This is a genomic window from Corynebacterium falsenii, assembly GCF_020099275.1.
GTDB classification, from domain to species: domain Bacteria; phylum Actinomycetota; class Actinomycetes; order Mycobacteriales; family Mycobacteriaceae; genus Corynebacterium; species Corynebacterium falsenii.
In genome coordinates this window covers 204,794-216,909 of record NZ_CP083646.1, presented here as the reverse complement: position 1 = coordinate 216,909, position 12,116 = coordinate 204,794, and the positions used below count along the sequence as shown (strand labels likewise).

General features: G+C 63.3%; 10 protein-coding genes. 2 read left to right on the top strand and 8 right to left on the bottom strand.

The features are described from left to right. Positions 1-2: 2 nt before the first annotated feature. The 7 genes from LA343_RS01045 to LA343_RS01015 all read right to left on the bottom strand — a co-directional run bounded on the left by LA343_RS01045 (position 3) and on the right by LA343_RS01015 (position 7,370). Entirely contained in the window at positions 3-914 is a 912-nt protein-coding gene (locus LA343_RS01045; protein WP_025403711.1) for an NAD-dependent epimerase/dehydratase family protein, read from the bottom strand. A gap of 103 nt (positions 915-1,017) precedes the next feature. After that, positions 1,018-1,455 (bottom strand): DUF2304 domain-containing protein, encoded by a 438-nt coding sequence (locus LA343_RS01040; protein WP_025403710.1) that lies wholly within the window; start codon positions 1,453-1,455, stop codon positions 1,018-1,020. Continuing rightward, positions 1,452-2,264: a polyprenyl-phospho-N-acetylgalactosaminyl synthase PpgS gene (locus tag LA343_RS01035; protein WP_025403709.1), complete on the bottom strand. Its 813-nt coding sequence runs from the start codon at positions 2,262-2,264 to the stop codon at positions 1,452-1,454. Before LA343_RS01035 ends, LA343_RS01040 begins: the two co-directional genes overlap by 4 nt. Positions 2,265-2,322: 58 nt before the next feature. Further along, a complete protein-coding gene (locus LA343_RS01030; protein WP_081737369.1) occupies positions 2,323-3,231 on the bottom strand; it encodes a glycosyltransferase in 909 nt (302 codons plus the stop codon). Between the two features lie 11 nt (positions 3,232-3,242). Continuing rightward, on the bottom strand, positions 3,243-4,544 hold the full coding sequence (locus LA343_RS01025; protein WP_025403707.1) for a hypothetical protein: 1,302 nt from the start codon (positions 4,542-4,544) through the stop codon (positions 3,243-3,245). 3 nt (positions 4,545-4,547) lie between these two features. Next, positions 4,548-6,068: a M1 family metallopeptidase gene (locus tag LA343_RS01020; RefSeq protein WP_025403706.1), complete on the bottom strand. Its 1,521-nt coding sequence runs from the start codon at positions 6,066-6,068 to the stop codon at positions 4,548-4,550. Between the two features lie 78 nt (positions 6,069-6,146). Then, on the bottom strand, positions 6,147-7,370 hold the full coding sequence (locus tag LA343_RS01015; RefSeq protein WP_025403705.1) for an alpha/beta hydrolase: 1,224 nt from the start codon (positions 7,368-7,370) through the stop codon (positions 6,147-6,149). A gap of 509 nt (positions 7,371-7,879) precedes the next feature. Between LA343_RS01015 and lpdA the strand changes: the two genes are divergently transcribed. Both lpdA and LA343_RS01005 read left to right on the top strand, forming a co-directional pair. Continuing rightward, positions 7,880-9,307, top strand: coding sequence for a dihydrolipoyl dehydrogenase (gene lpdA, locus LA343_RS01010; RefSeq protein ID WP_025403704.1), 1,428 nt, complete (start codon positions 7,880-7,882; stop codon positions 9,305-9,307). A gap of 111 nt (positions 9,308-9,418) precedes the next feature. Then, positions 9,419-10,420 (top strand): hypothetical protein, encoded by a 1,002-nt coding sequence (locus LA343_RS01005; RefSeq protein ID WP_224209183.1) that lies wholly within the window; start codon positions 9,419-9,421, stop codon positions 10,418-10,420. 42 nt (positions 10,421-10,462) lie between these two features. Here LA343_RS01005 and ramB read toward each other — a convergent pair whose 3' ends face one another. Beyond that, positions 10,463-11,935, bottom strand: coding sequence for an acetate metabolism transcriptional regulator RamB (gene ramB / locus LA343_RS01000; RefSeq protein WP_039910993.1), 1,473 nt, complete (start codon positions 11,933-11,935; stop codon positions 10,463-10,465). Positions 11,936-12,116 lie beyond the last annotated feature (181 nt).

Here is a 12,116-nt window from a genome sequence, read left to right as displayed (position 1 = left end):
CCCTACCGGAAGAACTCCACTGTCCGCCGGATACCTTCTTCCAGGCTGACCTGCGGGGACCAGCCCAGTACCTCGCGGGCCAGGGACGCGTCCAGTGCCGAGCGCGGCACATCTCCCAGGCGCGCCGGGGCGAACTCAGGGTCGTCATCAGCCCCCGCGGCAGCTGCCACGAGCGAGTGCAGCTCCCGGTCGGTGGTCTCCTTGCCGGTTCCCACGTTGAACCGCAGCCCGTTGCCTTTGTCGCCGGACGCCGCAATGAACGCATCCACTACGTCCCCCACGTACACGTAGTCGCGGGTGTTAGAACCCTCACCGAACACCTTGGTGGGCTTGCCCTGCAGTAGGTGCTGGCTGAAGATCGCCACCACGCCGGCCTCGCCGTGCGGATCCTGCCGCGGCCCGTAGACATTGGCTGGTGCAATGAATGAGCACTCCAACCCATACAGGCGCCGGTACACGTTCAGGTAGATTTCTCCCGCATATTTCGACGCCGCGTAAGGCGATTCTGGCTCCGGAACCACCTTCTCGCTGACAGGGAGCTCGGGCCGGCCGTAGATGGCTCCGCCACTGGAGGTGTGCACAATCTTGCGCACGCCGTGCCGGCGTGCGGCTTCCGCGAGCCGAATGGTGGAGAGGATGTTGAGGGTGGCGTCGTTAATAGGGTCCTCGACCGAGCTGCGCACGTCGATCTGCGCCGCCAGGTGGAAGATGACCTCCGGAGAGGCCTTCGACACGATCGAATCAAGGTCGGCGGTGCGAATGTCGGCGTCGATCACCGTGGCCTTGGGGTTGATGTTCGTGCGCTTGCCGTGGCTGAAGTTATCCACGATGGTGACCTCATCGCCGCGATCGATGAGTTTGTCGACCAGATGAGAGCCGATGAATCCGGCACCGCCTGTGACGATTGCGCGCATGGGCATCTACCTTTCTCTACTTGTCTCTCTGTGACCTCGGATCGGACTTCGGATCGGACCTAGGGCCGGGCTCGGGGCGACCGTAGTGGACGCTCACCTAGTGTTACCGATTGTCGTGCGGAGAGGGGGAAGACTCCACACTAGCGGAATCACTATCATTGTCCGGCTGTGCTGTGTTCTGCTGTGCTGTGTTCTGCTCCGGCGGCACCGCATTCTGCAGTGCAATAGCGCGCGCCAAGCGGGCGTACCGCAGCTCCTGCTCACGCAGGCGCATGTACGTGGACATCGTGGTGAACACAAACCCCACCACCAGCATGTACAGCAGCAAGTCCGTGCCACGGGATACGCCGAGCCAGCGCGCGACCACTGTGAGATCGTCCGGCCGCAGCACCGTCCACACCGAGAGGATGATGAACAGCACGAAGCCGATCTTCACGCCCGCCTTGGCGCGAGCCTTCTTGCGGTTGGAGAGGAAATAGAGGGCCAACCCCAGTACTGCCAGCAGCAGCAGGGTTTGGATGAGCATGGTGGTTCCGGTCATGGCAGCTTCCTCGCAACGAATCCGTCGGCCAGGATGTTCACACCGTTGAGCAGGCTTTGGCCCTTGGACATGGAGTATTCGGTGTAGAGAATGTCCACGGGCTCCTCGCTCACGCGCCAACCCTTGGTTGCCATGAGGGTTACGAACTCGCTGGCGTGGCTCATGCCGTTCATCCGCAGGTTCAACTCATCGGCCACGCGCTTGTTGAACACGCGCAGGCCGTTGTGGGCGTCGGACAGCCCGAGCTTCCGAGTCTTCGGGGAGAGCAGCACCACGGTCTGCAGCACGAGGCGCTTGAGCCACGGAACCTGCGAGTTGTCCTGCCCGCCGAAACGGGTACCCGTGATGATGTCCACCTCTTCGGTGCGCATCCGTCCCAGCATCGTGAGCACGTCCTTGACTTGGTGCTGGCCGTCGGCGTCGAAAGTGACGAAGTACTGGGCTCCCGGCTGGCTGCGGGCGTATTCCACACCTGTCTGCAGGGCAGCGCCCTGCCCCAAGTTCACGGGGTGATTGACTAGGTGTGCACCAGCGGCGTGGATCTGCTCGGCGGAGTCGTCAGCCGAGCCGTCATTGACGGCCACGATGTTGGGGAAGGTGCGCAGGGCGTTGCGGATCACATCCCCGATGACAGTGCCTTCGTTGTAGCAGGGGATGATCAGCCAGACGTCCCGGTTGTCCTTATTGTCCCTGCTGTCGACCGAGTCACGAGCGCTCGAGCCGCTAGGGCTTCCAGCGCTGCTAGAGCCGCCAGCGCTGCGATCGTTGCGCGGTGCAACGTCGCTGGCGGAAGTGTGAGGGTGTGCCATAGCCGGCTTGTGCTCTCCTCGAAATCGTCTGCACTGCCTGAACGAAACGGACGAAAAGTCAGCGCTGGAATAGTACGCGATAGACCAACCGCAGCATGGGGCGCGGCAGAGATCGGTACAGACTACGGAATAACAGGTTAAATATAGCCCGTGGTCGGCTAATCAGCCCGTAATGAAACAGGTTGGCCTGCATCTGCTTCTCTGCGCGCCACATGTCTGTGCCCGTCCGGCGGTCGAACATTGCCTCCGACGTGCGGAAGTAGGTGAGCCCTTCCGGCAGGTTATGCAGCGTGTAGCCACCGGCCACCAACCGCGCCCAGAGGTCGTAGTCCTCCATGAATGGTACGTGCCGGTAGCCGCCGAGTTCGCGCAGCGCGCTGGTGCGCAGGATGGAGGCGGGGTGATTGATCGGGGAATTCCAGGCCACCGCCTTGTGGATCTCCTCGTTTGTCTCCGGCAGCGCCCGGGTGGAGTGGGCTATCGTTGCTACCGCTCCGAGATCCACCGTGAAGTCTCCCGGCGCGGCGACCGGTAGGTCGTGGTCGGTGAACTCCGCCAACGCGGTTCCCAGTGCGTCGATCTCCGGGTGTTCGCGCAGGTAATCGAGCTGTTTTTCCAGCCGGTCGGGGCGCGCGATATCGTCGGCGTCCAGCCGCGCCACCCAGGTGCTCGCGCAGTGTTCCAGCCCCGCGTTCGATGCGATGGCGCTGCCCTGATTCTCTGGCAACTCCACGATCACGGTCGTGTCATGCAGCTTCTTGTACTGCTCGACGACACCCCGAAGCTTCTCACCCACCGGGCCGTCGAGGACGATCACGGTGTGTGCTGGTTGGAGGGTTTGCTGGTGGATGCTGGCCAAAGCCCACGTGAGGTCGCTGGGGTCGATGCGGTGGTAGACGGTCATGAGAACGTCCACAGAGTCGGCCGGTGGCGCATCATGGGAAGAATGGGAGGGCTGGGAAGTCATGGTGAAAGAGGCTAGACCTTATCAGGGAAGGACGTGGTGTCTGCGGGGGTGTCGGGCCTATCGAGCCTGTCGGACCTGTCGGATCCAGTGCCAGCATAATCCGGGGTGGGCAGGAACGAGAGGAGCCCGAGCTGTACGACGGCGCCGACCAGCGGCCCGATGCCCAGCGCCAGGATGGCGCGGGTATCGGCGGAGGCGTTGATGGTAAGAATGCCGATGGTCACCGCTGTGGCCACCAGCCACCCTGTCGTGTAGAGATTGTGCCGGTCTGCAGCGAGCGCTGCGGAACCGCTGATCATGAGGATGGCCGTGGCACCCGAGGCCACCGTGAGCAACCCGAGGGTTGCGGGGGGAGCGATGAGGTCGGCGTCGAAAAAGATTCCCATGAGCGGTGCGGCGATGGCCCATGCGGCCAGGCCACCGACAACCGCCACACCCGCGACCGCGCCAATCGGCAGGGCTGCGGCGCGGAGGACGTGGTTGCGATGCTTCGTGAAGTGCACGATCAGCGCAGGTTGGAAGCGTTGCAGGGGAACGAGGATGGGCGCACGCGTGAGCGTGACCGCGGTGATGGTGGCGGCGAGAGCACCGGGCGGAACATCCGAGGCCGACGTGTAGCGCAGGAGCACCGTGAAGCCGGTGATGAGAATGGCGTTGGCGCCAGCGGCGATCATGGCCTTGCCAGCGCGGCTGAGAAACGCGTTGGTAGCCACGTCCGCGCGTTCGGGGAGCAGCTCGCGGGCCTGGCCGCTGACCAGGAGGATGAACAACCATGTGAGCGCACCGAGGACGGTGACGATAAGGAAGGCCAGGACGTGCCAGCCTACCGCCCACGCCACGGCGGCGAGGACGAGGCGCACGCCGGAATCGATGGCGATGAGCCACGCGAACACACCCCACGCATTCGCTGCGGAGAGCAGTCCGCACACCACCGCCTGGAAGGTGTAACTCGCCAGGCCAATGGCCATGAGTCCGACGCCCCAGCCCGGCATGCTCGGCACGATCTGATCCACCCACAGCGGGCCGGTGGCGGCCATGATGATGGCGATGACCGCAGCGACGATCGCGCTGATCCGGAACGGCGCGGCGGTGCGGGTGTGGGGAACGGCCGGGCCGCCGAGTTCGCGCCGGGTCGTGACGGCGCGGGCGGTCTCCTGCATGAGGCCATCGAGCACGCCCGTGAGCGCGAAGAACATGGACCAGTACACCATGAAGTCTTCGTAGCCCGCCTTCGGCAAAGCCTTCGAGGCTACCCAGATCACCAGGTAACCGGCGGCGGCCACGAATACGGTGGCGTAGGTCATCGCGCGCATGGGTCAGCGCCCTCCTGCGTCGACGTCGGGGGCGTTGGGTCCGGCCGGCAGAGCGGCGGTGGGGATAGCGCCCGCTGCGCCCGCTGCGTCTGCCGCACCTGCTGCCGGCACAGGGAATTCGGGTAGCTCAGCTCCCCGGACCCATGCGTCGAACAGGGCCGTGACATCCGCGCTGCTCACATGTGGCAGCGCCTGGGTGATGTGTTGAACCAGGTTCTCCAGGTCGCGCGTTTCCACCAACCCCATCCGGAACGTGGACGTCCATGTGTGGAGCAGCTCGAAAAACGCCGCATCGCCCAGCAAACAGCGCAGCGCGTGCACGGTCAGTGCGCCGCGCTTGTACACGCGGTCATCGAACATTTCTTGCCCACCCGGCTCGGCGAGCACGAGGTCTTGCGGCTTGATGCGCAGCACATCGTAGTGCGAGCGGGCATGTGTGGCCGCTGGGATGCCGCGGGAGCGCTCGAACCACAGCCATTCCGCGTAGCAGGCGAAGCCCTCATTGAGCCAGATGTCTCGCCATTCCACCAGTCCCACAGAGTTGCCGAACCACTGGTGCGACAACTCGTGGGCGATGAGGCGTTCCCAGGTGCCCCGACCGTTGGCGTGGTTGCTGCCGAACATGGACAGCGCTTGCGCCTCCAGCGGAATCTCCATCACCTCGTTGGTGACCACCACGGAATACTCGGGGAAGGGGTAGGGGCCGAACATCTCGGAAAAGGCCTCCACCATGGCGGTTTGATCCTTGAAGTCCCGATCGATGTTGTCCCGGACGCGCTTGGCGTGGGCGTCGCCGACAGGCACCCACCCGATGACCGGTACCTCCTTGCGCCCCACCTGGGCCTTCGGCCATTCTCGACGCTCATACGGTCCCACATACACAGCCGCCAAATAGGTGGCCATGGGGTAATCGACCTCGAAGACGCGGGTGATGGTGTTGCCAGAGGACGTCGTGGAGGTCAGCAGGCCCGTGGCCACCGCAGTGACATCGCGGTGTGCGGTGATGGCGATGCGGTACGTGGCCTTCTCGTCCGGGGTGTCGTCGCAGGGGAACCAGCTGGGTGCGCCGTTGAGTTGGCCGGCGACGACCGAGCCGGTGTCCGTCTCCTCCCAGCCGACCTCGCCCCACTTGGAGCGCAGCGGGCGGGGATAGCCGGCGTAGGAAATCCGCACGTCAAAGGTGAGATCGGCGGGGATTTCCTCGCGGAAAGTGATGGTGAGTTTGTTGCCAGAGTGGCGGAAACGGCGGATCGTGAGGGTATCCGCGAGACTGGCCTCCCCGTAACCGGTGATGCTCACGCGGTTGACAGCGAGGTTATTCGCCAAGTCGAGCGTGAGGGTTTTCAGGGGGAGGTAATTTTCCACCGAGATGGTGGCAGTTGCCTTCAGATGATTGGGCTCAACGTTGTAGTCGAGATCCAAATCGTAATGCAGTACGTGAAAGCCCAGGTTGTAGGCGATTCCGGTGTAGGAATCGATAGCGCCATCGATGGGTGTACTGCGGCAAGGGCGGGGAAAAGTCACACAAGGCACCCTACCCGCTGGCAGCCCCGGGCACCCAAATGAGAACCGAGGGCTGGCGGGTGGCTAGCTGCGGGGTGGCTACTGCTGCGAGCCGAAGATGTTGCCGGTGGCCGGCTGAGAGTGCGGCTCGGCAGGGCGCGGCACGTTGGTGCCGAGGCCCTTGGTGACGATAGGCCAGAAGTCGCGCAGGTCATCCTGCCAGTAACCCCACTGGTGGGTGCCCTGGGGGCGGAAGTTGTACGTCACGGGGATGTCCAGAGCCCGAGTCTTGGCTTCCAGATCGTGGGTGCACGTGTTCGTGGCGGTTTCGATGGCACCACCTTCCACCATGACTCGGGCGGAGGTCAGCAGGTTGCCATCCACGCGCGGGTCGGAGGGAAGGTCGTGCTCACCGGGCCAACCGGAACCATTGGACACGTAGATGTTTTCCGTGTCACGCAGCTTGTCCGCGTTGATGAGGGCATCGTTGTAGCGAGCCACCTCGGACTGCGGGCCGCCCCACATCTCGTTCATGTTGGAGTTCGCGCGGTTGAGCGTGATGTTCACGAACAACGGTGCAGCACCGGTGGTGGTGGCAGCGCACCCAGAGAACGAGCCGAGCGCATTGTAGAAGCCGGGGTTGTGCTCGGCGTAGAGCAGGGAGGTAGTGCCGGACATCGACATGCCCGCCAGGGCACGCTTGCCGTTGGAACCCAGAGCAGATTCCAGCGGAGCGGGGAGTTCCTTAGTGAGGAAGGTCTCCCACATCTGCTTGCCACCCAGCTGCGGGGCCTCGTTCACCCAGTCGGAGTAGTAGGAAAACGCACCGGACATGGGGATGACGATGTTGGCGCCGATGCCCGGGGAAGGATCTCGCAGGCCAGCCTTAGCACGCAGGCTCTTGGAGGGATCGTCCAAGCCACCGAGGTACTCGACAACGTCGGTCTGCATGAGCCAGTTCGCGCCGCCCTCGCCGCCGTCTGCACCATTGAGGAGGTACAGCGTGGGAGCATTGGCTCGCTTGGCCTTATCCAGCGGACGGATGACGACCAGCGGCACGTATCGGTCCATGGACGGTGAGTAAGCGTAGGCCTCTTCGATGTTGTCGAAACCAGCCTGCTGGTACTGACCCAACGCGAAGCGCCACGACGCCTTATTCGGGTCGAGGTTCGGGGTCTTGCCGAAGTGGATCGTAGCGGGGGTTACCGCCTGGTCAGCCTGACCCGGTTCAGCCTGCGCCGCGGGGGAGACGGCCACGGTCGCTACTGCGGGAGCGAGGGCGGCCAGGGTAGCTGCAACTGCCCGGATGACACCTTTTTTCATGGAATAGCTTTCTCGTGAGGGGTGATCTCAAAACGTCGCTACTGCACACCACACGTATCGCTGTGTCACAGTAGTATTCCTTGCAGACAATACAGTGTCGCATACTGTACTGCCTAGGCATCACAGCAATTTTTCCTCGACCTTCACTCTAGAAAGGCCCCTCATGTCTCCAGATTCCATCATCCTCGCCCTCACCTATGCTCTGGGCTCCGCCAGCCACGCCATCCTCACCGTGGCCTCCACGGTGGGCTACTACCTCAGCACGATCCTCCCGCAGTAGATCGTCCGCTTCAGATGGTCCGCTTCGCCACCCGCCACCTGAACCGCGCAGCCCCGAGCGGCTCTCCCTCTGGGAACTCCGATCGGAGGTGTGAGGGTTGGGGAGGCGTGGGGTGGCGTCGAGATAACAACGCAATAAACGCAATAAATGAGGAACGCCCGCGCGGGGGAGAGCGAATAGTTACCACGGGGGAAGAAAAACCAGCCAGAAACACGTATCCTTGGACACTGTGGCTAAAGAAAATTATGACCTCGTAGTACTCGGAGCAGGCCCCGGCGGATATGTGGCGGCAATTCGCGCTGCTCAGCTGGGCCTCAAAGTAGCAGTTGTGGAAAAGCAGTACTGGGGCGGCGTGTGCCTCAACGTGGGCTGCATCCCGTCCAAGGCGCTGATCCGCAACGCGGAACTGGCACACACCATCACCAAGGAAGCCAAGTTCTACGGCATCACCGGTGACAACATCTCCATGGACTTCGGCGTGGCGCACCAGCGCTCCCGCAAGGTCTCCGAGGGGATCGTCAAGGGCGTGCACTACCTGATGAAGAAGAACAAGATTCAGGAGATCAACGGCCTCGGCACCTTCGTCGATGACCACACCCTGGAGATCACGGACGGCGACGACGAAGGTAAGACCCTCACCTTCGACAACTGCATCATCGCCACCGGCTCCGTGGTGAAGTCGCTGCCTGGCGTGGAGATCGGTGGCAACATCGTCTCCTACGAAGAGCAGATCCTCGACGAAAACAAGCCGGACTCCATGGTCATCATCGGTGCCGGCGCCATCGGCATGGAGTTTGCCTACGTGCTGTCCAACTTCGGCGTGGACGTCACTGTGGTCGAGTTCATGGACCGCGTTCTGCCCAACGAGGACAAGGACGTCTCCAAGGAAATCGCCAAGCAGTACAAGAAGCTGGGTGTGAAGCTCAAGCTCGGTCACAAGACCACCGAGGTTCGCGACCTCGGCGAGGGCAAGGGCGTGGAGGTGGACATCGAGTCCGCCGACGGCAAGAAGAACGAAACCCTCAAGGCAGACCGCGTGATGGTTTCCATCGGTTTCGCCCCGCGCGTGGAAGGCTTCGGCCTGGACAAGACCGGCGTGAAGCTGACCGAGCGCGGAGCCATCGACATTGACGACGAGATGCGTACCAACGTGGATCACATCTACGCCATCGGTGACGTGACCGCGAAGCTGCAGCTCGCCCACGTGGCCGAGGCACAGGGCGTGGTGGCCGCTGAGGTCATCGCCGGTGCCGAAACCGAGCTGCTGGGCGACTACATGATGATGCCCCGCGCAACCTTCTGCTCCCCGCAGGTGGCCAGCTTCGGCTACACCGAGGAAGCCGCCAAGAAGAAGGCAGAAGAGGAAGGCCGCGAGGTGAAGGTCGCCACCTTCCCGTACTCCGCCAACGGCAAGGCCCAGGGTCTCGGCCACGCGGTGGGCTTCGTCAAGCTCGTGGCGGACGCCGAGTATGGTGAACTGCTGGGCGGACACATGGTGGGCCCGGACGTCTCCGAACTGCTGCCGGAGCTGACTCTCGCGCAGCGCTTCGACCTCACTGCTGAGGAAATCGGACGTAACGTGCACACCCACCCGACGCTCTCCGAGGCAATGAAGGAAGCCGCGGAAGGCATCGGCGGACACATGATCAACCTGTAAAAAGGTTGAAGGCGATCCGCACCGCCGCCTGACGTTAGTAGCGCGACAAGAGAGACACCGTTGCCTGAGAAGATTGGTCTTCTGGCAGACCGCGGACTGCCAGAAGCACGGGTGCGATCCCTTCTCCCGGACCTGGAGAAGGCCGCCGAACATCACATATCCGGCGAAACCCCCAGCATTGAATTCCGCACCGGAACGCTGCCCATGGATGACAGCGGAAGCGTGCGCCTCGCCGACAGCGCTGCGGGCATCCTCCGCGACTACGGTTGGGACAGACTGGTGTACGTCACCGACCTGCCCCTAACCACCCGGCGACCCGTCATCTCCCAAACCGTGGAGTGCGGGCGCGCCACCATGCTGTGCCTCCCCGCCTTCGGCTTCCTGCGCGCCAAAGACGGGCTGCGCCAAGAAATGTCCCGCCTCGTGTGCGGCAAGTCCGCAGGGGCAGGAACCAAAGAACGCGGCGTGGAAGACATCGAGGGTGGCGATGTTGAAGCCGACACCACCCGAGTTCTCGAAGGCCGGGGGCGCACACTGCGCCTGCTGCTGGGAATGACGCGGGCGAACCGCCCTGGCCAGCTCGTTAAGGTCCTCTCCAGCTGCCTCGCCACGGGCGTGGCCACCGGTGGGTTCGGCATCTTCTACGGCTCCGTGTGGGAAATGTCGTACCTCATCGCCACGTGGCGGCAGGTCATGATCACCGTCCTGTCCATCAGCCTGCTGACCTTCTGGCTCATCTACAAAAACGGTCTGTGGAACAGCCGCTCGTACAAGAAGAGCCTGGATAGCGTGGCCGCGTGGCGCGCCCGGATGGACAACCTGGCCACCGCGGCAACCGTGCTGATCTCCGCCACAGGCGTGTATGCGCTGCTGTTTCTCACGATGCTGCTGGTCTCCGGGGCGGTGGTTCCCATCCAGTTCTTCGAAAACAAAGTCCATGCCCACATCAGCTTCATTGATTACCTCAAGCTCGCCTGGTTCTCGGCCTCGCTGGGAACCCTCGGCGGCGCGCTGGGTTCCAGCTTCGACACCGACGAATCGGTGCGCGAAGCCACGTACAACCGCCGCGAATTGCGGCGCCGACAGATCACGGGTCTGTTCGACGAGTCTTAGGCCTGGTGGCGTCGAAAAAACAAGAAACCTGCGACGGACGATCTAGTACGGCGACACCGTCGACCGGTGCGGATCAATGCTCAACGGGCGGTGGATCGCCGGGAAGGCGCGCTGCGGGCACTGCGCGCGAGGGCACAAGCGGCAACCGGAACCGATGGGCACGGCCGCCGACGTATCCGCGATATCCAGACCGTCGGAATACACCGTGCGGGAGGCATGCCGCAGCTCGCAGCCCAGTCCGATGGCGAACATCTTGCCCGGCTGGCCCCACGCCGCGCGGTGGTGATTGACGGTGCGGGCGATCCACAGGTACGTGCGCCCATCGGGCATCTCCGCGATCTGGCGCATGATTTTGCCGGGGTAGCTGAACGTCTCGTACACATTCCACAGCGGGCACGTGCCACCGGAGTTGGAAAGGTGCAGGCCCGATGCGGACTGACGCTTGGACATGTTGCCCGCCCGGTCCACGCGCACGAACGTCCACGGAACGCCACGCAGGCTCGGCCGCTGCAGGGTGGAGAGGCGATGGCAGACGGTTTCGTACCCCACGCCGTACTCGCGCATGAGAAACTCCAGGTCATAGCGGGAATTTTCCGCCGAGGCGTGGAACTGTTCGTAGGGGAGGAGCAGCGCGGCGGCCCAATACGTGGCGAGGCCGCGGGAGGCCAGGGCCTTCGTCTCGTCAGACTGGAAGTGGCCGAGCTCCACGAGGGAATCGATGGTGTCGCCGGCCTCGAGATAAGCCAGCTCCGTGGCCATGCGGAACGCGATCTGCCCCGGGCGCATCTTCGAGGACACGTAGAGGGTTTTGGCCTGCACATCGAAGCGGTGCTGCGTGTCGCCGAGGTCGCGGGAATACTGCACAGTCACGCCGTGGGCGTTGGCGAGGTGCTCGCCGATGATCTGTTCGGTGTGGTGGATCTGCTGGGTGCCGATTGCTAGCTCGGCGGCTACGTGCTCGGCCTGGACGTCGAGGACATCCACGTAGTTCTGGCGGGCGTAGAAGTAGTCGCGGACTTCCTCGTGCGGCATGGAAAAGGCTTCGGGGCCGGACGCGCGGCCGAAGATCTCGCCGCGCGGGGTGATGGACATGATCGCCGAACCCTGCATGCGCTCCTCGGTGAGCAGGGAGAGCTTGTCCGAGATGTTGCGATAGCGCGAGTGCATGTCCACGAACGCGCGGGCGAGGGTGGGGTGGTTCTTCACCAACTCCGCCAATTCGGTGACATCCACGGGTTCGGACAGCAGCTCGGAATCGAGCGTGACATCCTGCACCTCCGCCAGTAGGCGGGTGGAATCCTGGTCCGCGAAGAAGGTGGGATCAACCCCGAAAGTGTTGGTGATCTTCTTGAGCACCGAGACCGTCAGCGGGCGCCCATCGTGTTCGATCTGGTTGACGTAGGACGCGGATAATCCCAGTACCTCAGCGAGCCGAGCTTGGGAAATGCCGCGTTCGTGGCGCAGTTGCCGCAGCCGCGAACCCACGAAGGGGCGATCCTTTCCTTCCATTCCCATACTGTGCAATGCTAACTAGTTTCACCGATCTGTGTGCTTCGGGTTATCGTTTTTGTGAAGAACGCTCAGGGTCACCACACGTTTGCCTCAGGACTCACCATCCGCCGACCGTTGTGCTGGGCACAGATTCACGTGGCCGAACACCGTTGAACAGTCGCCACACACCACAACCAACACCGAT

Bases quoted from the DNA above. Each gene is read 5' to 3' on its own strand.
- LA343_RS01025 (WP_025403707.1), bottom strand. From the start codon at position 4,544: ATGCGCGCGATGACCTACGCCACCGTATTCGTGGCCGCCGCCGGTTAC.
- LA343_RS01040 (WP_025403710.1), bottom strand. From the start codon at position 1,455: ATGACCGGAACCACCATGCTCATCCAAACCCTGCTGCTGCTGGCAGTA.
- LA343_RS01030 (WP_081737369.1), bottom strand. From the start codon at position 3,231: ATGACTTCCCAGCCCTCCCATTCTTCCCATGATGCGCCACCGGCCGAC.
- LA343_RS01035 (WP_025403709.1), bottom strand. From the start codon at position 2,264: ATGGCACACCCTCACACTTCCGCCAGCGACGTTGCACCGCGCAACGAT.
- ramB (WP_039910993.1), bottom strand. From the start codon at position 11,935: ATGGGAATGGAAGGAAAGGATCGCCCCTTCGTGGGTTCGCGGCTGCGG.
- LA343_RS01015 (WP_025403705.1), bottom strand. From the start codon at position 7,370: ATGAAAAAAGGTGTCATCCGGGCAGTTGCAGCTACCCTGGCCGCCCTC.
- LA343_RS01045 (WP_025403711.1), bottom strand. From the start codon at position 914: ATGCGCGCAATCGTCACAGGCGGTGCCGGATTCATCGGCTCTCATCTG.